The sequence below is a fragment of the Caproiciproducens sp. CPB-2 genome (assembly GCF_036287215.1).
In the GTDB taxonomy this organism is placed as follows: domain Bacteria; phylum Bacillota; class Clostridia; order Oscillospirales; family Acutalibacteraceae; genus Caproiciproducens.
Map to the genome: position 1 here is coordinate 141789 of NZ_CP142860.1, position 21245 is coordinate 163033.

Sequence of the window (21245 nt, forward strand, 5' to 3'; positions counted from 1 at the left end):
ATATGCGCATAAAAACGGCCCTCCTTTTTGTTGGAAGGAGGGCTGTTATGTTATAATCGAAAGTCTGTCCGCAGATATCCCCTAACTGCGGGACCGTTCAGGCCGTTTTCAGCGGGTCATGCTTCCGGTTCGACCCGGATTTTTTCGGCGGCCTTTCGGCTGATTTGCACCGGATGCCCGTCCAGAAGGATTTCCAGCGGGCCGTCGTACGCTCCGAACGAAAGGACGGTTGCGTATGAGCCGATTTTCATGCCCAGCCCCTCCAGATAATCCAGCAGCTCCTTTTCTTCCTCAACCTGACGGATTACGGCGGCCTTTCCGACCGGCTGGAAGGCAAGCGGGCTCAATTTCCGCTCCTCCGGGATACTTTCCGGGCGCGGAATGACCGCGCCGTGGGGACAGACCTCGGGGTGCTGCAGAAAGTGGTCCAGCCGCTCCGCCAGCCGTTCCGTTGTCGCGTGCTCAAGAAATTCCGCGTCCTCGTGCGCTTCGCTCCAGCTGTAATCCAGATAGCGGACGAGAAACACCTCCCACAGCTCATGACTGCGGACAATGCCGATACAGGCCCTCAGCCCCTTTTCCGTCAGCTGAGAACCCTTATACGGTTCATAAAGGATCAGCCCTTCCCGCGCCAGCCGCGCCAGCATTTCCGTTACGGAAGCGGAGGCGATTCCCAGCTGTTCCGCGATTGCCTTTGTTGTAGCGCGTTCGTTCAGCCCGCCGCTGTGATAAATTGCTTTCAGATAATCTTCTTTGTTTGTGGTCATAATGCCCCTACCTGTCCGGACTTGTTGATACGTCCCGTTTTTCCGGCCGATGTACTGCTGCGTGAATGCAGCACCTTATTTCTGATTACAGTGTAACACGAAATAAACCGGAATGGCAAGAGGCTTCAAAAGGGATTGCGCAAATCGAGCGGTGTGGGGAATCTTTAACAGTATTTGAATTTACCAGATCAATAATTTCAGAACAGCAAAATCGATCCCGGAAAAAATCAGGGCGAACAGCGTCATGTAAACACAGCCCTTTAGAAAACCGATGAAGTGGAAGCGGTAGTCCTTATAGCCTTTGCAGCTTTCGGTGCCGGGCAGGATAAAGCTTTTGGGCGTGATCGTGCAGAATACCAGCCAGTCCAGAACCAGCAGGTCCACCACATTCCAGGTCATGCAGATAATCCACAGATGCAGAAAGACGGCGCCGAACGGGACCGGACCGGAACCGTAGGGAACAAGCCCCGCCGCCGTCAGCGTGCCAAGCAGAATCACATACCAGAACACGGTAAAAAGAATTCCGTTCCGGCGCTGCACGGGGGTGGGTTCGGGAAGTCGTGGACCAGCAGCCAAGGAAAGCGGAAAAACATGGGCATCAGCATGGCAACCCACAGGGCGGACCAGACCAGTCCTTCCAAAAGCGCAGACAGTACGGGTGTCATCGTTCATTCCTCCATTAACAGTTTTGCAAATTTCTGCGGTTCCCGCATCAGGAAACCGCAGTGTCCGAAGCCTGCTTCTACCGCCAGCGACACGTCTGTCCGCCCGGCCAGAGATGCAGGGCCGCCCTGCCTTTCCATAGGTTTCGATACGCATCGGGTTCCTTCTTTCTTAGCATTCCCAGTTGATTCTGCAGCAAGGTTACGTTCCTCCCCCGCCCAAGGCGGGGGAGGAACGTGTTTTGTCTCGCGAACTGAAATGGAATTGCTGTAGTTAGTTTTAAGCATGGTTATGCTGTTTGCCCTTTGCTTTTCCGGCTGCGGCAGCCCGGAGGGAAGCAGCGCCGCGTCGGCTTGTTCGGATGCGTGGCCGGTGAAAACGGGTCCGTGACCGATCTGGTGGCCGAAAACGTCAAAGTCTCCGGCAATATGCTGGTCGGCGGCGTCATCGGCTACGGAGTTTCCAAGAAACCGGTGGAAAACATTACGCTTCAGGGCACAAACAGCGTGGCCGGCAACTTTCTGGTCGGCGGGATCGTGGGGGGCGGCTTCTGCGATATCAAAAACTGTAAGGCAAACGCCGATGTCACGCTGAACGGGGACAACGCGCAGGGAATCGGCGTGCTTGCCGGCGGGATGGAGGAGAGCTCCATCGTCTCCTGCTCCGCGACAGGTTCGGTCACGCGGGAAATGATGCCAAGACGCCGACGGCGATCAGCGGATGTACGGTAAAAGAGGACATCACCGCGCCGGCCAGCACAGAAAGAATCGGCGGCATCGTCGAAAGCGGGTTCTTCATGCAGGCGTACAAGGAACAGCGCCCCGAGCCGAACGCGTTTGTGGTCAGCGACTGCACAAGCACGGGAAGTATCAGCGCGGGTTCTCTGACCGGTACCGTCGCCGGGTACGGTTACAGCAATTCCAAGGTAGAGGACAGCTGCACCAGCGACATGACGGTCGGCGGCAAAAAGGGCGCTCCTCTGGTTGGGGGCGACAAAAATACCGTTGGTCTGGACGGCCTGAAATAATTTTATAGCTTGGGCGGCTGCTCTGCTGAACAGCGGAGCGGCCGTTTTTTTCGTAAGCTGGCCATGCGGGGCCTTGACAAAAAATTTTTTTAGCTTTATGATAACAGCGTTATTGAATAACGAAGTTATCTTATGGGAGCCTGTCATGAAACGGATGAATCAAAAGCTCGCGGACGATCTGCTTGAGGCCGGGAAGAAGGAATTTCTTTCCAAAGGCTTTCAGGGCGCTTCGCTGCGCGATATTTCCGCTTCCCTGGGCGTTACCACCGGGGCGATCTACCGCTACTATTTGGACAAGGAAGCCCTGTTTGAAGCCCTGGTGGAGGAACCGGCCCGTCAGCTGGTGGCCCGCTACCGCGAGATTCAGCAGTCCTTTTCAGAGCTGCCGCTCGAACGTCAGCTTGCCGGTCTGCCGGAGGTTTCGGACGACGGGCAGATGTGGATGATCCGGCATATCTACAGCCATTTCGACGCGTTCAAGCTGATCGGTTCCTGTGCCGCGGGGACAAAATACGAGCATTATATCGACACGCTGATCGAAATCGAAGTCAACGCGAGCCGTACCCTGATCGACCGGATGACAGCGGCGGGGCTTCCGGTCTATCCCCTTGACGACGGGCTGATCCACATTCTTGCCAGCGCCCTGTTTTCGGGGATGTTTGAAACGGTGCGCCACGACATGCCTTTTGAAAAGGCCGTCGTCTACATGAACAGTCTGCGGGAATTCTATTCCGCCGGCTGGTTCAAAATTCTGGGGCTGCCGAAATCGTAAGCCCCTGATTTTTTGCTATTTAGTTAGCTATAGCTAACTAAAGGAGATGTTTGTTATGAAAGAAGAAAAAGAGAAAAAAGGACCCGGTGCCGCCGCCAGACTGTGGGGCTGGGCCGCGCCCTATCGCGGAAGCTTCGTCGGCTCCGTGGTTCTGGCGGTTCTGGGGGTAGCCGGCGGGATGGTCCCCTATTTTTGCGCGGCTGCCGTGATCCGGCTGCTGCTGTCGGGGCGCGCGGATTGGAATTCCTGCCTGACGTGGTGCGGGGTCGCCCTCGCCGGGTATCTCGGCAAGGTGGTTTTCGGCAGCCTGTCCACCCTGATTTCCCATACCGCGACCTATCACACCCTGCGCGACCTGCGCAAGGCGCTGACCGCGAAGCTGGCAAGGGTTCCGATGGGAACGGTGCTGGACACCCCCTCCGGCCAGTACAAAACCACCATTGTGGACCGTGTGGAAGGGATGGAGCCCACCCTTGCCCATCTGATTCCGGAGCTGACCTCCAACGCGCTGGTGCCCGCCGCCATCTTTGTTTACCTGCTGGTCCTTGACTGGCGCATGGCGCTGATTTCCCTGATCACGCTGGTGATCGGCCTTTTCCTTGTGTCGCAGAGCGGAAAAACCTATGCCAAGCGCTGGGCCGGGGCGGTGGAAACCGGGCGGCGGATGAACAACGCCATTGTGGAATATGTCGGCGGGATTCAGGTGGTCAAGGCGTTCAGCCAGTCCGCCGGTTCCTACCGGAAATATGCCGACGCAGTCAGGGCGAACGGGCAGTATTATGTCGACTGGTTCGGCGACAACCTGAAGTACATGTGCGCGTGGGGAGCCGTGATTCCGGCCGTGCTAACGTCCGTGCTGCCGGCGGGCTTTGCCTTCTGGGCGGGCGGCAGCCTTTCCGCCGAAAGCTTTCTGACCATCATCGTGCTGTCTTTGGGCCTGACCGGGCCGATCATGGCTGCGATGACCTTTATAGACGATTTAGCGGTCGTCTCCTCCAATGTGGCGGAAATCTCCGCGATCCTGGAGTCCCCCGAGCTGGAGCGGCCGCAGACGCCGGTCAGGCTGAAAAATCCTGAGATTGCCCTGCGGGACGTTTCGTTCTCCTACGGCAAGGACAACGAAGAGGTGCTTCACGAAGTCAATCTCAAAATCCGTCCCGGCACGGTGACGGCGCTGGTCGGGCCCTCCGGTTCGGGAAAGTCCACCATTGCCAAGCTGATCGCGGGCTTCTGGGACGTGACGGGCGGCGGGATCAGCGCCAACGGGGTGGATTTGCGAAAAATTCCCCTGCGGCAGTGGACGGAGCAGATCGCCTATGTTTCACAGGATAACTATCTTTTCGACCGGTCGGTGCGCGAGAATATCCGCACGGGGCACAAAGGCGCGACGGACGCGGAGGTGGAAGCCGTGGCAGCGGCGGCCGGCTGCGGGGAATTTATCCGCCGGCTGGAAAACGGCTTTGACACGGTCGTCGGCAGCGGCGGCAGCCGCCTTTCGGGCGGGGAACGCCAGCGCGTCGCGATTGCCCGCGCAATGCTCAAGGACGCTCCGGTCGTGATTCTGGACGAAGCCACTTCCTCGATCGACCCCGAGAACGAAGCCGCTATCCAGAAGGCGATTTCCGCCCTGACAAAGGGAAAAACGCTGATCGTCATTGCGCACCGGCTGTCTACCATCACCGACGCCGACAACATCGTCGTGGTTCAGAAGGGACGGATCGCGGCGCAGGGCACACAGGAAGAGCTGCTCCGGGACTGTCCCCTATACGCCGGAATGTGGGCGGCGCATATAGGCGCCCGGGATCAGGGCTGAGGGAGGAGATAAAAAATGTTTCATGTATTTCAAAAAATAGCCGCTTTTTCCGGCGAACGCCGGGGGCAGATGTGGAGATCCATCGCGGTTTCCTTTGTCGGCTCGGCATTCTCCGCGCTGCAGTTTTATGCGCTGCTTTTGGTGCTGCAGGCGCTGACAACGGGAAATCGCGACGCCAAAACCGCTTGGACCGCGCTGATCGTCATGCTGGTCTCGATCGCCGGAAAAGCCGCCGCTTCCTTCTTCTCCAATATGCAGCAGACGCAGATCGGGTATTTTATGGTATCGGATAAACGCATCCATATCGGGGACCGCCTGCGCTATATCCCCATGGGGTATTTCAATCAAAACAGCCTTGGCAATATTACCGGGGTGGTCACCACAACGCTGGGGGATGTGGAAAACTCCGCCGCCCGGTGCATGGTGAGCGTTCTGGGCGGGCTTCTCACTTCCGCCGCGCTGGGCCTCGGCGTATGCGTGATCGACTGGCGCATCGGGCTGATTGTTTTAGCGGGTATGGCCGTCTATCTGCTGGCGACCGAGGCGGCGCAGCGCGGCGTTTCAAAAAGCTTTCCGAAACGCCAGAGGGCGCAGGAAAGCCTGGTTTCCGCCGTGATGGAATACCTGCAGGGCATGAGCGTGGTCAAAGCCTTTGGGCTGGAAAACGATGGCGATCAGGAAATCCGAAAATCCATTGATGAAAGCTGCGCCCGGAATCTGGCGGTTACCCGGAACGTCATTCCATGGGATATCCTGAAAGGGGCTGTGATCCGCGTCGCGAGCGTCGCCATCCTGACCGCTACGCTGGCTTTCTATCTGAACGGGGAGCTGCCGCTGGTAAACTGCCTGCTGCTGCTCATCGCCTCCTTTATGGTTTACGGCGAGCTGGAATCCGCCGGGAATATGGCTTCCGTGCTGCAGATGATGGACGCCTCCATGGAAAAGGCCAATTCCGTCGACGATACGCCGACGATGGATACCGAGGGCAGGGAGCTGGCCCCCAAAGCCTCCGGCATTGTATTCCGGGACGTTGGCTTTTCCTATGGGGACCGGAAGGTTCTGGACGGCGTCAGCCTGACCATTCCGGAAAAAACCACGACGGCGGTCGTCGGCCCGTCCGGCGGCGGAAAAACCACGCTGTGCAGCCTGATCGCCCGTTTCTGGGATGTGGACAGCGGCTCCATCACCGTCGGCGGACACGATGTGCGGGAATATAAGCTGGACAGCCTGATGAAAAATATCGCCATGGTTTTTCAGGACGTCTACCTTTTTAACGATACGATTGAAAATAATATCAAATTCGGAAAGCCGGACGCGACGCATGAACAGGTGGCCGCCGCGGCGAAAGCGGCCTGCTGCGACGAGTTCATTTCCGCTCTCCCGCAGGGCTACGGTTCCATGGTCGGCGAGGGCGGCTGCTCCCTTTCGGGCGGGGAGAAGCAGCGGATTTCCATCGCCAGGGCCATGCTGAAGAACGCGCCGATCGTCATTCTGGACGAGGCGACCGCGAATGTGGACCCGGAAAACGAGGCCGAGCTGCAGAAAGCGATCGACGCGCTGACGCACAACAAAACGATTATCATGATTGCGCACCGCCTGAAAACGGTGGAAAAGGCCGAACAGATTCTGGTTCTGGACGGCGGGAAAATCGTGCAGAGGGGTACCCATCAGGAACTGGCGGGGCAGCCCGGCATCTATTCCGAATTCCTCAATGCCCGCAGAGAGGCGATCGGCTGGAAGCTGGCCTGACGGAGTCACGGATTCTTTGGGCGTTATTCATGAGAACAGGGATATGGAGTCACTCCATATCCCTGTAGTATTTTAGATCAGGATTCCTTCGCAGTGGTCGATTTCATGCTGAATGATCTGTGCCGTCCATCCGGTGAAGGTCTGCTTTTGGGGCCGGAAGCTCCGGTCAAGGAACTCCACTTCAATGGACCGGTACCGGGTGGTTTTCCGCACGCCGGTCAGCGACAGGCAGCCCTCTTCCGTTTCATACGGTCCGGCGCGCTTTGCAATGACCGGATTGATCATCGGAATGTTCACGGGGCCAAGGCTGAACGCGAGGATGCGTTTGTTGACGCCGATCATATTTGCCGCCATGCCGACGCACTCCGCCGCGTTGGCCCTCAGGGTGTCCAGCAGATCGTTGACGACCGGCAGGTCGGCTTTCGTCGCCGGAACCGACTTCCGGCTCAGAAAAACAGGATCTTTACAAATTGGTTTTATCATATTGAACTCCGTTGGGTTTTCTTTTTGATAAATACGAAATGATCGTCCGTGGAAAGATTGTTATGATAAGTATATCCCAGACGGTCAAAATCCTTGACCCCGCCGGGGTCCGTTACCGCATTTTCCGCAAGCCAGCGGACCATCTCCCCGCGGGCCATCTTGCACAGGGTACCCTTTTCGACGACCTTGCCATCAATGAATTCCCCAAAGGTACAGGTGAGAAAGCGGACCGATTTCGGCAGATGGCTCGAAACCGCCTTGCTGTATTCCCGGGAGGCCAGATTCAGGATAAAGCCGGTCTCCGAACAAAGCCGGCGCGCCGGTTTTTCTCCCCAGAAGGCATAGAGGTCTTTCTTTCCGTCTACCGACAGCTTCGCCTGCATTTCCAGACGGTAGGGCGTTACCCCGTCGAAAGGGCGCAGGAGACCATAGAATCCCGACAGGATGCGCAGATGCTCATCGATGTATGCAAACTGTTTGTCCTCAAACACGCCGGGGGCCATGTACTGGTACTGGATGCCCTCGTAAGACAGAATAGCGGGAGTCAGGTTTTCATACAGGTCCATCGTCCGCACATGACTGTAGTTGAGCGCGGCGATCGAATCGTTGCAGCGCCACAGACGCCTTAACTCGGCGCGGTCCATGCCCCGCAGGGCGGAAAGCAGTGCTTCCGCCTCCGGTAAAAACTGCGGCAGGCTTTCACAGGGCAGGCTGTCGGTGTCCACATTCATTTTCTTTGCGGGAGAGATGATGATTCGCATAGGATTCCAACCTTGTCTTTGGAGTGGGGCACGGTGGTTTTCATATTTGAAAATAATGATATCAAAAAATCCGGAAGAATGCAAGATAAGACGTTCTTACAACCGGCTGTGTTTCTGCCCGGTTCAGGTGATTTTCCACCCTTCCGCCGACTGACGGATGGAGACAAAGTTCCGGTAAATCCCGTCCTGAGCCATCAGCTCGTCGTGTGTTCCGCGCTGGGCCACACGCCCGTCGTCGATCACCAGAAAAGAGAGCGCGACCCCGGCAGCGGCGATAGAGCCTGCCCATCCGATCTGAGCTGGAAATTTGGGATGCTTTATGATCTCCTGTCTGTAGTTTGCCATATTTGCATTCTCATTGTATAATAAAAAACATTATTACCCGACTGTGCAGAATTTACTTTGTTTTTCTGCTCTTGAGCGCATCCCGTTGTTTCCGTTTTATCATCTTAAGGAGAGTATGTATGACCGAAAAAATTACGCTGGACAAATTGCAGGCGAACTTAGACTTTTTTCACAAAATGTATGATGCGGTCCGTCTTGTGGACCCCGTGCGGAAAAGGGTTATGGAATACCGCAATAACGGTACGGCCGAAACGTGCGAGGCGTGTTACGCCTATTGGAGCAGCGGGCGCATCTGCGAAAACTGCGTGTCGATCCGGGCACACCGGGAGCAGAAGAGCTTTATGAAGCTGGAGCACAGCCCCGATGCGATTATGCTGGTCACGGCCCTGCCGATCGACTCCGAGGAGCGCCCCGTGGTATTGGAGATTCTGAAAAACGCGACGGATACCATGATGATCGGCACGGGCGAATACAATAAGGGTCAGGTGCTGTTTAACGCGGTCAGGGATATCAACGATATGGTCATCCGGGACGAGCTGACGTCTTTGTATAACCGCCGGTTTCTGGATGACCGTCTGCCCACCGATATTGTCGGTGCGATGGTGGGCCAGAAGCCGCTGTCGGTTATTTTCATCGATATTGACAATATGAAGACGGTCAACGACACCTTCGGTCATGCGGCCGGGGACCAGGTTCTGAAATTCGCGGCGGGGACGATCCGGAAATGCATCAGAAACGAGACGGACTGGGCGGCCCGCTACGGCGGCGACGAGTTCGTGATCTGCCTGAACAATACCGGCAGCGAAGAGGCGCACCGCGTTTCACAGCGGATTTATCAGGATTTTGATAAAGCGGCGTTCCCCATACAGGGCAGCGATATTGGCATTACGGTATCTCAGGGAGTAGTAACAATGCCGGACTCCGGCTTAACGGCGGAGGAGATCATCAAGCTGGCCGATAAAAAAATGTATGAGGCGAAAAAACGCCATAAAAGAACGGAAAGATAAATTTTAAGCCGCGGCGGGATAAATTGTAAAATACCTCTTGACTCTCCCATTATGGGATACTTTATACTGTAACTGAGCTCAAAAAAGCACACGCGCGTGAGGTGTCAGCCATGCTGAAAATAGGTGATTTTTCAAAACTGTCAAGGATCAGTATCCGGATGCTGCGGCATTACGACGAAATCGGTCTGCTGGTGCCCAAAAGCACCGATCCTTTTACAGGCTACCGCTATTACGGTGAGGATCAGCTTCCGGTGGCAGGCCAGATTGCCGCCCTCAAGGATATGGGCTTCGGCCTGTCCGCTGTCGGGGAAATCCTGAAAATCTACGATGATCCGCAAAAGCTGGCAGAGTTTCTGACGGTAAAGCGGGCCGAGGTGAAAGCGGAAGCCGAGGAAACCGGCCGCCGTTTACTGCTCCTTGAAACAGCCATCAAAAGGCTGAGAAAGGATGGAACCGCGATGAGTTACAATGTAATCTTAAAAACGCTGCCCGAACGCTACGTTGCCAGCGTTCGGCAGATCATTCCCGCTTACGATCAGGAGGGCATGCTCTGGCACATTCTGATGAAGGAAACCGCACCCCTGAACATTCAGGACGGCGATCCCTGCTATACGCTGGCGATTTTCCACGACGGCGAGTACAAGGAATCCAATGTGGATGTGGAGGTACAGAAATCCGTGCGGGGCAGCTACCCGGACACCGGGCATGTCGTGTTCAAAACCGAGCCCCCTGTTTTAATTGCTTCCGCCACCTACCAGGGCAGCTATGAAAAGGTGGATGAGGTCAACGAGGCCGTGGCAAACTGGGTTCAGGATAACGGCTATGACTTTAACGGCCTTTCCTTCAATATCTATCATGTCAGTCCCCATGAAACGCAAAATCCCGAAGAGTGGGTAACCGAGGTCTGTTATCCCGTAAGAAAGAAATAAGCGTCGTCAGCACAAAATACCGTCTGCAAAAAAAGCAGACGGTATTTTTTCGTCAGCAACCTCTCTTTTTAATATAGGCGGTATCCGTCCAATAAGAATGCAAGCCTGCCGCCTCATTTCCTCCCACAGATCAATCCCATTTCCCCGGCGACCAAAGGTGTCTTCAACAACTTCGGAACAAAGCTGTTCTTCCGGGTGTCCACGAAGCGGATTTCCGTTACCTCCTTGGACAGCGTTTCTAACAGCAGATTCAAATCCGGATAATTCTTCTGAGAGAAAAAGACATCCTCAAACGCGAAGGGCGCGCCGGGCTTCAGCACCCGCAGGGCCTCCCGGATCAGCGCCAGCTTATCCGGCTGGGTGCGTACCTCGTGAAAGACAAAATTACTTACCGCGGCATCGAAGTGCCCGTCGGGAAAATCCAGATGCGCTGCATCGCCCTTTTGAAAGGACGTGCGTTTTGCAACCCCTTCCAGCTCCGCGTTGGTTTCGCACTGATTCTTCGCGTAGTCCCACATTGCGCCCCAGTAGTCCATGCCGACGCAGCGTGCATCCGGATGTTTTTTTGCGGCCTTGATGGTCAGCGCGCCGCTGCCGCAGCCGATGTCCAGAAGCGTACCGTGCCCATCCCAATCGAGATAGCGCAGTACATTGTCCAGAATTTTGCCCTGCACGCCGCCGCCCTCATAAGAGAGCAGACGGCGGGCGCGGGCCATGTATCCGAAAAAGGCCAGCGTCAGAAGCGCGGCGGCAGCGAAAAAAATCCGAAGGATGATAACGGGAACGCTTGCTGCCGGCAGAAAACTGGCGGCAAACAGCAGGGCCAGCAGGAGGCCGGTCACGCCTAAGGTGGTCGGCAGCTTTGCCGGTATCCAATTTGCATAGTCGATTTTTGTCTGCTTTTTCATAAAAGTCCCTTTTCCGCTTTTTCGGCCAGCAGACCGATCCAGCCCTTTTTGTTCCGTAACAGGCGGACGGGTGCAAAACCCGTCTGTTCCAGCTGACCCTTCAGGTCCTCGCCGGCATAGACCGTCATCCCGTCAATGAGCCCGGTCCAGGTGGTGTTTGCCGGATCATCCATTTCGCATACGAGGAGAAACTGCCCTCCGGGTTTGAGCACGCGCAGGACCTCGGCAAAAGCTTTTTCGAGATCATGCCAGAAATAGACCGTTTCAAAAGCGGTCACCAGATCGAACGATGCGTCGGCATAGGGCAGTGCCCCTACGTCCCCCTGCCGGATCTCACACCGTTTGCCAAGGTCCGCGGCGTTTTTCTTCCGGCTGAAGGCGACGCTTTCCGCAGAATAGTCGATACCGTCCACAGACCCCAGGGGGCAGAGATTCATCAGCCTTGCGATGTTTGCGCCCCCGCCGCAGCCGATGTCCAGCACGCGGGCATCTGGCGCGGGATAAATCAGGGAAAGCCCCCAGGTGGACAGCGGCGTATGCCCTCCGTTCATGCCGCGGAGCATCATGCGCCCCAGAAAGCCTTCCGGCTTTCGCGTGTTTTGGAAAAAGCGTTTTATCATTTTCTTGATTCCCCCTTGCGGCAGCAAAAGCAGGCCATGGATTTTACCGTATCCAGGGTCACGTTTGCATAGAAATTTTCCAGCCGCTTTTTCAGGCTTGCCGCCGTTTCAAACGGTGGGGTAAAAAAGCCCTTGGGTTCGTAAAAATGCCGGATAAACCAATCGGTGCGCCGGGTTTCGCCCCGGATATAAAAGCAGCCGCAGAAAATGCCGCCGGGTTTCAGCACCCGGAAGGTCTCGCGATAGGCCGCGCCCTTGTCCGGAAAGGCGTGAAAGCCGTTCAGGGACAATACGACGTCGAAGCTGCCGTTTTCAAAGGGCAGGCCCCCCACGTCGCCCTGTACAAAGCGGACCTGCCGCAATCCGAACTTTTCCGCCCTTTTTTGCGCGGTGGCCATCATTTCCGTCGAGTAGTCCAGACAGGTCACGTCCGAATTTTTCAGCTTTTGGTATACCGGCATGGTAAGTACGCCCGTACCCACGGGAACTTCCAGAAGCTTTCCGGCAAAGTCCTCCCGGATTCCGGCAAGCGCCAGCTGCAGATACCGGTCATTATCCGCCTTGTCCATATCCCACACCAGTTTACAGATGGTTCTGCCAAAAAGAGTGGAGCAGGTGATCATACCGTCGTAGGCGGTAGCCTCCTGTCCCAGCATCTGATAAGCCTGCCGGATTTCTTCATGTGCCATGCCTGTCGTCACTCCTTCTGATTTTCTTTCCGCTGGCGTTTTCGTGTGCCCCTCCGCCATGGCGGTGAGGGAGACGGGCGGCCTCCTGGTCGCCCACCAATGGTTAGCTACCGCTAACTCAAGCCGGTTAAAAAAGCCGTCCTTGCGGGACAACTTTTCAGAACAGCTCCCGGACACGCACTTCACCGCTGTAATAGTGCCTTTTTTCATATTCCTCCGGCACCTTGTACAGGAGATAAGAAACATCCCGCTCCACAAAGGCCATCCTCTTGATAACGATAATCATATAATACACCCGCCCGGCTGCTTTGTCAATCTTTTCAGGCGCTATACATATCATTGCCGGAATCGGAAGTGCGAACGATTTCGTTATCGCGGGAAGACAAAAAGTGCACGGATGAGGAATAACTTTACAATTGCATATTGATTCAGTACAATAATACTGAAATGTCTTTCTATAGAATTATTTTGCCGTTTCATTTGAGTGAAAGAAAGATATTCTTAATGAGGTGAGTGCGCCCGTAAAGGAGGATGTGCCATGGAATTGGCCTGTTAATATCCATATTAAGGAGGGAAAATCATGGCGTTCGATTATAAGTAAAGAGTACAGGGAATTTTATTTGCCGCCGGAGCATCCCGGTATTGTGGAAATTCCGGCAATGAATTTCCTCGCCGTACGGGGAAAAGGCGACCCCAATGAAGAGGACGGGGAATACAAAAAGGCCATGGAACTGCTCTATGGTATGGCCTACACCATCAAGATGAGCTACAAGGGCACCCGTCAAATCGAAGGCTTCTTTGAATATGTCGTGCCGCCGCTGGAAGGGCTCTGGTGGCAGGAGGGCATCCGTGGCGTTGATTACTCCCGCAAGGACCGTTTTCAGTGGATTTCCCTGATTCGTCTGCCGGATTTCGTGAAGGAGCCTGATTTTAAATGGGCACAGGAAGAGGCAGCGAGGAAAAAGAAGACGGACTTTTCTGCGGTGGAATTCTTTTCCTATGACGAGGGGCTGTGCGTGCAGTGCATACATCTGGGCCCTTATAATGACGAACCCGCAACTGTCCTTGCAATGGAGCAGTACGTGAAACAAAACGGGTATGCTGTCGACATTACCGATAAACGGTATCACCACGAGATTTATTTGAGTGATCCCCGCAGGACGGAAGCGTCCAAACTGAAAACCGTCATCCGTCACCCGATACGAAAAATTTGAGCGCCATATTGCAAATAAAAAACAGACTGGCTATGCCAGTCTGTTTTTTATCGTTATGACCACCCGAGGGTCATTCATAATAGTGTGTTGATCAATTTAAATGCAGGGTTAAACGCGAGCTATAAGTCGTATAAAGGAAAAGAGTCCGAACGCGATTTGCGTCCAGACTCAGTCTGGTGTGGACACCGTGGAAAAAAGATTTCTTATCTTTCTCCAAAGAGAGCGCCAAATTCTCAAAATAAATCGGATTCTCCGCAGGCAATGACCAATTTTATGATGCCACAAATCCTCAACCTTTTCATGGCCGTGTTCAAATAATTATGCGGCTGTTTTGGTTTGGTATACTTTCCATTGATAATTCCTGCCCTGCTTTCTGATGAAAGGCGGCGGGAGCTTCTTCGGTTGAACCATATCGGGCGGCGGCTTCAAATAAATGATTTGTTCCTGCGCTGATGTTTTTGATGAAATGGGACGTTTCGGAAACGAATAATCCTGCCAGCATGAAATGGACTGTTTTCGCATATTTTTCATTCTTCTGCCGGTTGGAAGCATTGCGAGGATTTTGCTATAGCCGCTATCATTGTTTCGGTGCAGAGCATTCCCTTGGCGGGGAGGCTCACACGCTGTCACAAACGGCTCACACACCGTTCCAACGGACGCAGTAGTGTCTACTGCTTCATCGATGCGGCTATCGCTTACAGGGGCAAAGCTGGGTTCCATATTCGTGGCGTAATTTTCTGTATGCATAGCTTCAGCAAGGGCATCCTCCTGAATGGCTTTCATGAGCGCCAGCTTGGAAAGGTTCCGTTCTGCCGCAAGGTCAATATAAAACGAACGCTGCTCATCGGTTTCACAGCATTCCAGTATCACGGCGTTCTGTGTCCAGCCAAGGGACTGTGCCCTTTCCATAAGAACCGGGTTGTTTTCATAAGTGCGGTAAAAATCACGCATCCTGCGGAGATTACGAAGAGAGAAGCCTTTCAGCGATGGAAATTGGTCAGCAAGCATTTCAGCCAAATGTGGGATAAATGCTTTTTCTCCCTGACGGCAGATACATTGACCGATCCGTGTATAAAGCTCCAGCAGTGCCCGATTGCAGGGCTTCTCGTCTTTTTTATAGCATTCAGCTACCGCAGAGGCAACCTGTTCCAGATACAGGGCACTGTTCTTTTTCAATGCTTTCATAGACTTCTCCTTTCCGGCTCCGTGGGAGCCTGTTTTTTTATGTACCCGGCAGAGCAAGCTCCGCCGGTGAAATGCTTGGAATTGTTAGTAGCTTTGTTTCATTTCAAGGCCGCCGTCCTGTTGTGCAGTTGCTTCATCCATATGAACGCCCAGCCGGTTGGGAAGATAATCACTCAGCCAAGTGCCGCCGAAGGCACTGTGTGACTGCAAACGCCATATGGCGAGCTTTCCCATATGCAAATCCACATTTTCCACGGAAAACAGCAGATTGGTGCAGCCGTCATGCTCAAAAGCGAAAACCTCCTTGAAGGTATCGCCGTTTAGCAGGATACCTTCCTGTGTCAGCAGCTCGTTGATGCCGTTTACCCATTCTGAAAGCTCCCCGCCGCAGCCTTGAAGAATCAATCCTTCACGGTCTGTCATGGCGCGAAGCTCATCTGTCGTAATTCGTTTCACGGTATGGCCTCCCTTCATTCCATTTTCATGCCGAACTGCTGAGTAGGACTTTCCTCCGGCTCAGACGGTGCCGGACGTGAAAGCACTGAGAAGCCGTCCTCGCCGGGAACGACACCGAGGGTGCGTCCGTTGTCAAAGGTGCAGTGAAGCGTGCCGATGTCATCCACAAAATTTACCGTCCCTTCCGTACCCGGCGCAATGGGGGCGTATGGGTCCTCCATGCTGTTCAGGCGGATACGGGTTCCGCTGGGATACCGCTCCTTCATCCGCTGTGCTTTTTGGTAATCAAAAAACATTTTCATTCCTCCTGATTCAAATTTTCTGCCAGTTCCATGCAATATAGAAAATCAGGCGCAGGATATTTCCCCGCACCTGATTGCCGTGGCCCTTATATGATCTGCTCAAGCTCTGTTCCATCCTTGAAACGGATAAGCAGTTTTTCTTCGCCGAGTACCGTGATGGCACTGATCAGCTGCCGCACCGTGACCTCATCGAATGTGGTGATGCCGGTGTCCACTGCTTCCAGCTCGGCGGCCAGCTGCTCCGCCCGTTCATCCGCCTGTTCGGTATCCTGCCGGTTTTTCTCCAGCTCGCTCCGTTTGGCCACCAGTGCGGAGAATTCCATACTGACCTTTTTCAGTTCTTCATCGTATTGGGTGGAATCCGCTCCCACGGCGGCAGCAAGCTGGAGAATCCGGTACTGCTGTTCCCGCAGTTGGGACAGCCTGCTGTCGATGGCTGCGAGGCTGGTTTCGCCGTTTTCCGGCAAAAGGGCTGTTCGGATGCTGTCCTGCAGAATCGCTTTCAAGCTCTTTTGGCTGAACATTTCGTTCATGGCACTGATCACCGCAGTGTGAATCCGGCTTTCCTCCAGCGTAGGGGCATCCTTGCAGAACTTTTTGCCGTTCTCCAGACGGTTGATGCACCGCCAGACGATTTTCCTGCCTTCCGGTCTGGTCCATGTCACCCTGCGGTAGGGGCTGCCGCAGTTCCCGCAGGATAACAGCTCCGTCAGCACATATTTGCCGCTGTATTTGGCAAGCTCGGTTTTGGCGGCGGCGCTGACCTTTTTCAGGCTGGAGCGCCGTGCCATTTCTTCCTGCACCCGCTGAAAGGTCAGCCGGTCGATGATGGCAGGATGGCTGTTCTCCACATAATATTGGGGGAGTTCGCCGGTGTTTTTCTTGGTCTGTCGGGTGAAAAGGTCTGCGATGTAGGTTTTCTGGAGCAGAGCGTCCCCCATATATTTTTCGTTTCGAAGCATCCCCCGTATCACGCCGTCATTCCACTTTTTATGCCCCCGCGCCGTTTTGATGCCGTCCGCCTCAAGGTCTGCGATGATTTTGGCTACGCTGTGCCCAATCAGATACCGTGAAAAAATCCTGCGGACGATTTCCGCTTCCTCCGGGTCGATTTCAGGCAGATCGTTCTCGCCTCTGCGATATGGTTCCGCTACCGTTACTTCATGCGATATTGACGGAAAGCTTACGCTGGTTGCCTCCGATACGACGAAGACAAAGTCCAGCATGAGAACGCTGCCGCTTGTTCCGTTTGTGAAAACGCGGTTGCTGGCACTCAAGGAAGAGCAGGCGGAAAACCGCAGACTTTGTGGGCGGTCCTACATCAGGGAATATCAGGAATATGTCTGTATCAACGAGATTGGCGATCTGATCAAGCCCCATTATGTTACAGAGAGCTTCCGCAAGCTGCTTCGGGCAAATGAGCTTCGAGAGATCAGATTTCACGATTTGAGACATAGCTGCGCCTCGCTCATGCTTGCAAACGGCGTTCCCATGAAGCAGATTCAGGACTGGCTCGGACACAGCGATTTCTCGACCACGGCAAACATCTATGCGCATCTCGATTACAATTCAAAGATTTCTTCGGCTGACGCAATGCTTAATGGCTTGGGACTTGCAGTGCAGTAGCCGTTCTCTCCAGAAAAATGGAGAGAACAGCGAAAAAGTCCGCTCAGAACACCATTCCGGCATAAAGAAAAAGCCAGCAACCCCGCATGGTTACTGGCTTTTCGATGGCGGAGCGGGTGGGATTCGAACCCACGGAACCTTGCGGTTCAACTGATTTCGAGTGAACCTGCCACCTCCGAAATTGCCCACAGTTATTAGAAGTTATTGTACCATAAAACCCACATGGAATCAAGAATTTTTAGACAAAAACACGGACTTTCCGCACCACGCGGGCATAATTCGAATAAGGCTCAAAAAACGGGTTTTTGACCCATTTTGGATAGAACTCGGATAGAACTACTGAAATTCTATCCTCCACGAACACAAAATTTGTTTCGCCGCTTGCCTGTTGACAAATCTAAGAAAGCGAGTGAGGCAAATGAACTACAACGAATTTATCCGTTCCGAAAGTGAACGCTACCCGGAGTATATGACCCAAAAAGAGATGGCGGCAATGCTGACTATCTGCAAATCTAAAGTCTATGACCTTCAAAGATGTGGGCAAATCCCTTTTGAATATGACATCACAGCCAAGGGGCGGCAACAGCAAATCAAAACCACCGACATTCTGCGCTATCAATATGAGCTGATATGCTTCAATGAAATCGACAGTGACTTTACCGATATGTTACGCAGCTACTTTGAAAAGCGATTAAAAGAATACCCGAAACTGTTAATAACAGCCGATATTCAGCGGTTTACGGGTTATGTAAAAACCACGGTCAACAACTGGATAGAACGTAATTTGCTCAAAGCCCTTTGCTACCAAAATCAGCGAATTAAGTCGCCGCAGCTTGGCAAAGGAACTTTAATCACCAAAGAGGCGTTTATTGATTTTCTCACAAGCCCATATTATCGGAACATTTCCCGAAAATCCACCTTACATAAAGGGCAAGCACAGGACTACCAAAAGCTCTTTATGTCCTTCTTGGAAAAGCGGGGTGTTCCCAATGGCTGATTATAGTTTTCTGTTGAACAACTACCCCGAAACTGTAACCAAAGACCAATTTTATCGGATATGCCACATCAGCAAAAAGACGGCAAAGTATTATCTTGATAACGGATTTATCCCATGCATCTCTTCAAAGAAAAAGACACGCCGCTATAAAATCAGAACCCAAGACATCGTTTCGTTTTTGGAAAACAGGGATGCTAACCCCTCAAAATATTATTTGCCAAAGCATTTTGACAATCCGTTTTTGCCGGGGGAGCAACGGCAACATAAGAAAATGCCGCGCAATGGGCGCTATCAAGATTGCTATAAACTAAAGAGACTTGCTGAGGTTAAGGATTATCAACGCTATCTTGGACAACAATTCGCTGAGTATCCCGATATGATGACTGCGCAACAGCTACGGCAGATTACAGGACATTCTATTGCCGTAATCCTTTCATGGTGTAAGGATGAAAAGGTAAAGCACATCTATCACCGCAGTACATATCTCATACAGAAAAAAAGTGCCATTGATTATTTGTATGAGCGTGAATTGCAGAATTGAGGATATAGCCGTTTGCCACATAAAAGGCAGGCGGCTTTTTTCTTCACCTATCATTCGCACCTTTGCGGCTTTCTGCCTCCCAAAGTAAAATTGTAATATCTTAAACCGAAGGAGGTGCATAGCATGGACAAAGAGAAACTGTTGACGGCTTTGAATGCCATTCAAAACGGTGACAAAGAGGCGGGAGCGTATCACGATGAGCTTGAAACGCTCATTACCCTCGTCATCAACGCAAAGGACGCGGACATTGCTGCCGCATGGGAAGACTTTCATACGGACACCGATACGGAAGCCGCAGATAAAGCTGAATAGTACATATCCGCAGGGAGCCGATTGCTTTTGACGCTGTTCAAAGCAATCGGCTTTTTGTATTTCCTCCCGGAAATGCGTACATAGCCGTTTTCGCCCGCTTCAGGGCGAGGCGGCTAAATCCCATGAAAGGAGGAAAACCGCAATGTCAAACGGCAAAGTCATAGCGATATGCAACCAGAAAGGCGGCGTCACCAAGACCACGACCACGGCAAACCTCGGCATTGGGCTTGCCATGCAAGGGAAAAAGGTGCTTCTTGTGGACGCAGACCCACAGGGCGATTTAACTACCGCCCTCGGCTGGCCCGACAACGACAGCCTGCCTGTTACGCTCACCACAGTCATGGATAACATTATCCATGAAAGGGATTTTGACCCTTTTGAGGGGATTCTGCACCATGATGAGGGCGTTGACCTGCTGCCGTCCAATATCGAACTTTCCGGCATGGAAATGACCCTTGTAACCGCCATGAGCCGCGAAATCACTTTGCGAGAGTATCTGAACCGTGTCAGGCACCAGTACGACTATGTGATTATCGACTGTATGCCGAGCCTGGGTATGATTACGATCAATGCCTTAGCCGCCGCTAACAGTGTAATTGTTCCAGTGCAGGCGCAGTATCTCCCCGCCAAGGGCATGACGCAGCTTATGAAAACCATCGGCAAGGTGAAAAAGTTAAATCCCGCACTAAAAGTAGACGGGATTTTGCTCACCCTTGCCGATATGCGCACCAACCTTGCACGGCTGACGGCTGAAACCATACAGCGACAGTATGGAGGCGTTCTGAAAATCTATAAAACGCAGATTCCCATCGCTGTAAAGGCCGCCGAAACAAGCACCACGGGAAAGAGCATTTTCGCCTATGACAAAGGGAGCAAGGTGGCACAGGCGTATGCCGATTTCACAAAGGAGGTGCTTGCAGATGGCGCAAAAACTAAGTCTAAATCTGCCGTCCGCTGACGACCTCTTTTCTTCCCAAGAGGAACGGGAGGACGCACAGAGAGAAAAAGTGGTAGACCTGCCCATTTCTGAAATCGACGATTTCCCCGACCACCCATATCCCGTTGAAATGGACGAGGAAATGCAGAATACCGTTGAGAGCGTGAAAGCCTATGGCGTTCACACCCCGGCGCTTGTCCGGCCAAAAGAGGACGGGCGGTATGAGATGGTCAGCGGACACCGCCGTAAAATGGCAAGTACGCTTGCAGGACTTGACACTATGCCCTGTATTGTGCGTCAGATGAGCCATGATGAAGCTACCATCATCATGGTAGACAGCAATTTGCAGCGTGAAAAAATACCGCCAAGCTCAAAAGCAAAGGCGTATAAAATGAAGCTGGAAGCCATGAAACGGCAGGGACAGCGCACAGATTTAACTTCTACACCACTGGAGCAGAAGTTGGATAGGAAGTATTCTGTTGAGATTGTTGGTGAAAAAAGTGGCGATAGCCGTGAACAAGTACGCCGTTATATTCGCCTAACGGAGCTAATTCCTGAAATTCTCAAGATGGTGGATACTGGCAAAATCGCTATGCGCCCTGCCGTGGAGCTATCCTATTTACCCGCCGAACAACAAAAATCCCTGCTTGACACTATGGAAGCTGAGGACTGCACCCCTTCCCACGCTCAATCAATAAAGCTGCGGCAGTTTTCGCAGGAGGGGCGGCTCGATGAAAATGTTGTTCTTTCCATCATGCAGGAGGAAAAACCCAACCAAAAGGAACAATTCAAGATACCACGAGAAAAAATCAGCCGATTCTTTGCACCGGGGACGCCCACGCAGAAAATTGAGGATACCATCATCAAGGCTCTGGAGCTTTGGAAACAGCGTGAACGCAACCGCGACACACGATAGGCTGCTGTTGTCAAGGGGGCAGTCTGCCCTTTTCCCATGCCATCTGCGGGTTTTGCGCTGTTCCCCCTCTCACACTCTCCCCCTTAAAACCTGCTGTACCAGCCGAAAAAGAAAGATACTGTCCACAGGAGCTGAAAAGTACAGGGATGGAGCATGAAAAAAGCAAGTGCTTTTGCGAATCACGACATGGCTGTTTGCCGACTGGCTGTTTACAGAAAAATGAGGG

The 21245-nt window shown here is 53.2% G+C and carries 25 protein-coding genes and 2 pseudogenes; 14 read left to right on the forward strand and 13 right to left on the reverse strand.

Annotation, left to right across the window (positions count from 1 at the left end):
- Window positions 1–116: 116 nt before the first annotated feature.
- On the reverse strand, window positions 117–767 hold the full coding sequence (locus VXK30_RS00675) for a metal-dependent transcriptional regulator (protein ID WP_275714876.1): 651 nt from the start codon (window positions 765–767) through the stop codon (window positions 117–119).
- Window positions 768–947: 180 nt separating this feature from the next.
- Window positions 948–1439 carry a hypothetical protein gene (locus VXK30_RS00680; RefSeq protein ID WP_275714874.1) on the reverse strand — a complete coding sequence of 164 codons (492 nt, stop codon included), beginning with the start codon at window positions 1437–1439 and terminating at the stop codon, window positions 948–950.
- 296 nt (window positions 1440–1735) lie between these two features.
- Between VXK30_RS00680 and VXK30_RS00685 the strand changes: the two genes are divergently transcribed.
- The 5 genes from VXK30_RS00685 to VXK30_RS00705 all read left to right on the forward strand — a co-directional run bounded on the left by VXK30_RS00685 (window position 1736) and on the right by VXK30_RS00705 (window position 6791).
- Complete coding sequence (locus tag VXK30_RS00685; protein WP_275714872.1) at window positions 1736–2161, forward strand: GLUG motif-containing protein; 426 nt, start codon at window positions 1736–1738, stop codon at window positions 2159–2161.
- A 65-nt stretch (window positions 2162–2226) separates the two neighbouring features.
- Window positions 2227–2457: a hypothetical protein gene (locus tag VXK30_RS00690; protein WP_275714870.1), complete on the forward strand. Its 231-nt coding sequence runs from the start codon at window positions 2227–2229 to the stop codon at window positions 2455–2457.
- A 145-nt stretch (window positions 2458–2602) separates the two neighbouring features.
- On the forward strand, window positions 2603–3229 hold the full coding sequence (locus VXK30_RS00695) for a TetR/AcrR family transcriptional regulator (RefSeq protein WP_275714868.1): 627 nt from the start codon (window positions 2603–2605) through the stop codon (window positions 3227–3229).
- Window positions 3230–3284: 55 nt separating this feature from the next.
- Window positions 3285–5042 carry an ABC transporter ATP-binding protein gene (locus VXK30_RS00700; RefSeq protein ID WP_275714866.1) on the forward strand — a complete coding sequence of 586 codons (1758 nt, stop codon included), beginning with the start codon at window positions 3285–3287 and terminating at the stop codon, window positions 5040–5042.
- A gap of 15 nt (window positions 5043–5057) precedes the next feature.
- Window positions 5058–6791 (forward strand): ABC transporter ATP-binding protein, encoded by a 1734-nt coding sequence (locus tag VXK30_RS00705; RefSeq protein WP_275714864.1) that lies wholly within the window; start codon window positions 5058–5060, stop codon window positions 6789–6791.
- 72 nt (window positions 6792–6863) lie between these two features.
- Here the strand turns inward: VXK30_RS00705 and VXK30_RS00710 are convergent, their stop codons facing one another.
- The 3 genes from VXK30_RS00710 to VXK30_RS00720 all read right to left on the reverse strand — a co-directional run bounded on the left by VXK30_RS00710 (window position 6864) and on the right by VXK30_RS00720 (window position 8380).
- On the reverse strand, window positions 6864–7274 hold the full coding sequence (locus VXK30_RS00710; protein ID WP_275714862.1) for a peptide deformylase: 411 nt from the start codon (window positions 7272–7274) through the stop codon (window positions 6864–6866).
- Entirely contained in the window at window positions 7271–8035 is a 765-nt protein-coding gene (gene yaaA, locus VXK30_RS00715) for a peroxide stress protein YaaA (RefSeq protein WP_275714860.1), read from the reverse strand. The genes VXK30_RS00710 and yaaA overlap by 4 nt, the downstream gene beginning before the upstream one ends.
- 123 nt (window positions 8036–8158) lie before the next feature.
- On the reverse strand, window positions 8159–8380 hold the full coding sequence (locus tag VXK30_RS00720) for a hypothetical protein (protein WP_275715181.1): 222 nt from the start codon (window positions 8378–8380) through the stop codon (window positions 8159–8161).
- A gap of 119 nt (window positions 8381–8499) precedes the next feature.
- Here VXK30_RS00720 and VXK30_RS00725 point away from each other — a divergent pair, with 119 nt between their 5' ends.
- Together VXK30_RS00725 and VXK30_RS00730 are read left to right on the forward strand one after the other, a co-directional pair.
- Window positions 8500–9387, forward strand: coding sequence for a GGDEF domain-containing protein (locus VXK30_RS00725; protein WP_275714858.1), 888 nt, complete (start codon window positions 8500–8502; stop codon window positions 9385–9387).
- A 110-nt stretch (window positions 9388–9497) separates the two neighbouring features.
- Window positions 9498–10316 carry a MerR family transcriptional regulator gene (locus tag VXK30_RS00730; protein ID WP_275714856.1) on the forward strand — a complete coding sequence of 273 codons (819 nt, stop codon included), beginning with the start codon at window positions 9498–9500 and terminating at the stop codon, window positions 10314–10316.
- A gap of 113 nt (window positions 10317–10429) precedes the next feature.
- Here VXK30_RS00730 and VXK30_RS00735 read toward each other — a convergent pair whose 3' ends face one another.
- From VXK30_RS00735 to VXK30_RS00750, 4 genes are all read right to left on the reverse strand, one after another.
- A complete protein-coding gene (locus VXK30_RS00735; protein WP_275714854.1) occupies window positions 10430–11224 on the reverse strand; it encodes a class I SAM-dependent methyltransferase in 795 nt (264 codons plus the stop codon).
- Window positions 11221–11844 carry a class I SAM-dependent methyltransferase gene (locus tag VXK30_RS00740; RefSeq protein ID WP_275714852.1) on the reverse strand — a complete coding sequence of 208 codons (624 nt, stop codon included), beginning with the start codon at window positions 11842–11844 and terminating at the stop codon, window positions 11221–11223. The genes VXK30_RS00735 and VXK30_RS00740 overlap by 4 nt, the downstream gene beginning before the upstream one ends.
- On the reverse strand, window positions 11841–12533 hold the full coding sequence (locus VXK30_RS00745; protein ID WP_275714850.1) for a class I SAM-dependent methyltransferase: 693 nt from the start codon (window positions 12531–12533) through the stop codon (window positions 11841–11843). Before VXK30_RS00745 ends, VXK30_RS00740 begins: the two co-directional genes overlap by 4 nt.
- Window positions 12534–12690: 157 nt before the next feature.
- Window positions 12691–12819: a hypothetical protein gene (locus VXK30_RS00750; protein ID WP_275714848.1), complete on the reverse strand. Its 129-nt coding sequence runs from the start codon at window positions 12817–12819 to the stop codon at window positions 12691–12693.
- Between the two features lie 294 nt (window positions 12820–13113).
- Here VXK30_RS00750 and VXK30_RS00755 point away from each other — a divergent pair.
- A pseudogene (locus VXK30_RS00755) lies at window positions 13114–13747 on the forward strand (GyrI-like domain-containing protein).
- A 318-nt stretch (window positions 13748–14065) separates the two neighbouring features.
- Here VXK30_RS00755 and VXK30_RS00760 read toward each other — a convergent pair.
- The 4 genes and pseudogenes from VXK30_RS00760 to VXK30_RS00775 form a co-directional block, all read right to left on the reverse strand.
- Window positions 14066–14932 carry a DUF1016 N-terminal domain-containing protein gene (locus tag VXK30_RS00760; protein WP_195198692.1) on the reverse strand — a complete coding sequence of 289 codons (867 nt, stop codon included), beginning with the start codon at window positions 14930–14932 and terminating at the stop codon, window positions 14066–14068.
- A gap of 117 nt (window positions 14933–15049) precedes the next feature.
- Window positions 15050–15406: pseudogene (locus VXK30_RS00765) on the reverse strand (hypothetical protein); the annotation flags it as partial.
- Window positions 15403–15684, reverse strand: coding sequence for a DUF4314 domain-containing protein (locus VXK30_RS00770; RefSeq protein WP_195198690.1), 282 nt, complete (start codon window positions 15682–15684; stop codon window positions 15403–15405). The pseudogene VXK30_RS00765 and the gene VXK30_RS00770, both read right to left, overlap by 4 nt.
- A gap of 92 nt (window positions 15685–15776) precedes the next feature.
- Window positions 15777–16916 carry a recombinase family protein gene (locus tag VXK30_RS00775; protein ID WP_275714841.1) on the reverse strand — a complete coding sequence of 380 codons (1140 nt, stop codon included), beginning with the start codon at window positions 16914–16916 and terminating at the stop codon, window positions 15777–15779.
- Between VXK30_RS00775 and VXK30_RS00780 the strand changes: the two genes are divergently transcribed.
- The 6 genes from VXK30_RS00780 (at window position 16879) to VXK30_RS00805 (ending at window position 21019) form a co-directional block, all read left to right on the forward strand.
- Complete coding sequence (locus tag VXK30_RS00780; protein ID WP_329494581.1) at window positions 16879–17316, forward strand: site-specific integrase; 438 nt, start codon at window positions 16879–16881, stop codon at window positions 17314–17316. The two genes, VXK30_RS00775 and VXK30_RS00780, sit on opposite strands and share 38 nt — an antisense overlap.
- Window positions 17317–17734: 418 nt before the next feature.
- Complete coding sequence (locus VXK30_RS00785) at window positions 17735–18313, forward strand: hypothetical protein (RefSeq protein ID WP_275714839.1); 579 nt, start codon at window positions 17735–17737, stop codon at window positions 18311–18313.
- Complete coding sequence (locus VXK30_RS00790) at window positions 18306–18854, forward strand: hypothetical protein (RefSeq protein ID WP_275714837.1); 549 nt, start codon at window positions 18306–18308, stop codon at window positions 18852–18854. The genes VXK30_RS00785 and VXK30_RS00790 overlap by 8 nt, the downstream gene beginning before the upstream one ends.
- A gap of 123 nt (window positions 18855–18977) precedes the next feature.
- The gene (locus VXK30_RS00795; protein ID WP_275714835.1) at window positions 18978–19166 is read left to right on the forward strand and encodes a hypothetical protein; all 189 of its coding nucleotides are present in this window, start codon (window positions 18978–18980) and stop codon (window positions 19164–19166) included.
- A 142-nt stretch (window positions 19167–19308) separates the two neighbouring features.
- The gene (locus VXK30_RS00800; RefSeq protein ID WP_275714833.1) at window positions 19309–20124 is read left to right on the forward strand and encodes a ParA family protein; all 816 of its coding nucleotides are present in this window, start codon (window positions 19309–19311) and stop codon (window positions 20122–20124) included.
- Window positions 20087–21019 carry a ParB/RepB/Spo0J family partition protein gene (locus VXK30_RS00805; protein ID WP_275714831.1) on the forward strand — a complete coding sequence of 311 codons (933 nt, stop codon included), beginning with the start codon at window positions 20087–20089 and terminating at the stop codon, window positions 21017–21019. Before VXK30_RS00800 ends, VXK30_RS00805 begins: the two co-directional genes overlap by 38 nt.
- Window positions 21020–21245: the final 226 nt, after the last annotated feature.

Bases quoted from the DNA above. Each gene is read 5' to 3' on its own strand.
- VXK30_RS00745 (WP_275714850.1), bottom strand. From the start codon at position 12,533: ATGGCACATGAAGAAATCCGGCAGGCTTATCAGATGCTGGGACAGGAG.
- VXK30_RS00805 (WP_275714831.1), top strand. From the start codon at position 20,087: ATGGCGCAAAAACTAAGTCTAAATCTGCCGTCCGCTGACGACCTCTTT.
- VXK30_RS00720 (WP_275715181.1), bottom strand. From the start codon at position 8,380: ATGGCAAACTACAGACAGGAGATCATAAAGCATCCCAAATTTCCAGCT.
- VXK30_RS00775 (WP_275714841.1), bottom strand. From the start codon at position 16,916: ATGCTGGACTTTGTCTTCGTCGTATCGGAGGCAACCAGCGTAAGCTTT.
- VXK30_RS00725 (WP_275714858.1), top strand. From the start codon at position 8,500: ATGACCGAAAAAATTACGCTGGACAAATTGCAGGCGAACTTAGACTTT.
- VXK30_RS00740 (WP_275714852.1), bottom strand. From the start codon at position 11,844: ATGATAAAACGCTTTTTCCAAAACACGCGAAAGCCGGAAGGCTTTCTG.
- VXK30_RS00750 (WP_275714848.1), bottom strand. From the start codon at position 12,819: ATGATTATCGTTATCAAGAGGATGGCCTTTGTGGAGCGGGATGTTTCT.
- VXK30_RS00770 (WP_195198690.1), bottom strand. From the start codon at position 15,684: ATGTTTTTTGATTACCAAAAAGCACAGCGGATGAAGGAGCGGTATCCC.
- VXK30_RS00785 (WP_275714839.1), top strand. From the start codon at position 17,735: ATGAACTACAACGAATTTATCCGTTCCGAAAGTGAACGCTACCCGGAG.
- VXK30_RS00695 (WP_275714868.1), top strand. From the start codon at position 2,603: ATGAAACGGATGAATCAAAAGCTCGCGGACGATCTGCTTGAGGCCGGG.
- yaaA (WP_275714860.1), bottom strand. From the start codon at position 8,035: ATGCGAATCATCATCTCTCCCGCAAAGAAAATGAATGTGGACACCGAC.
- VXK30_RS00795 (WP_275714835.1), top strand. From the start codon at position 18,978: ATGGACAAAGAGAAACTGTTGACGGCTTTGAATGCCATTCAAAACGGT.
- VXK30_RS00705 (WP_275714864.1), top strand. From the start codon at position 5,058: ATGTTTCATGTATTTCAAAAAATAGCCGCTTTTTCCGGCGAACGCCGG.
- VXK30_RS00790 (WP_275714837.1), top strand. From the start codon at position 18,306: ATGGCTGATTATAGTTTTCTGTTGAACAACTACCCCGAAACTGTAACC.
- VXK30_RS00710 (WP_275714862.1), bottom strand. From the start codon at position 7,274: ATGATAAAACCAATTTGTAAAGATCCTGTTTTTCTGAGCCGGAAGTCG.
- VXK30_RS00800 (WP_275714833.1), top strand. From the start codon at position 19,309: ATGTCAAACGGCAAAGTCATAGCGATATGCAACCAGAAAGGCGGCGTC.
- VXK30_RS00675 (WP_275714876.1), bottom strand. From the start codon at position 767: ATGACCACAAACAAAGAAGATTATCTGAAAGCAATTTATCACAGCGGC.
- VXK30_RS00700 (WP_275714866.1), top strand. From the start codon at position 3,285: ATGAAAGAAGAAAAAGAGAAAAAAGGACCCGGTGCCGCCGCCAGACTG.
- VXK30_RS00760 (WP_195198692.1), bottom strand. From the start codon at position 14,932: ATGAAAGCATTGAAAAAGAACAGTGCCCTGTATCTGGAACAGGTTGCC.
- VXK30_RS00690 (WP_275714870.1), top strand. From the start codon at position 2,227: ATGCAGGCGTACAAGGAACAGCGCCCCGAGCCGAACGCGTTTGTGGTC.
- VXK30_RS00730 (WP_275714856.1), top strand. From the start codon at position 9,498: ATGCTGAAAATAGGTGATTTTTCAAAACTGTCAAGGATCAGTATCCGG.
- VXK30_RS00680 (WP_275714874.1), bottom strand. From the start codon at position 1,439: ATGAACGATGACACCCGTACTGTCTGCGCTTTTGGAAGGACTGGTCTG.
- VXK30_RS00735 (WP_275714854.1), bottom strand. From the start codon at position 11,224: ATGAAAAAGCAGACAAAAATCGACTATGCAAATTGGATACCGGCAAAG.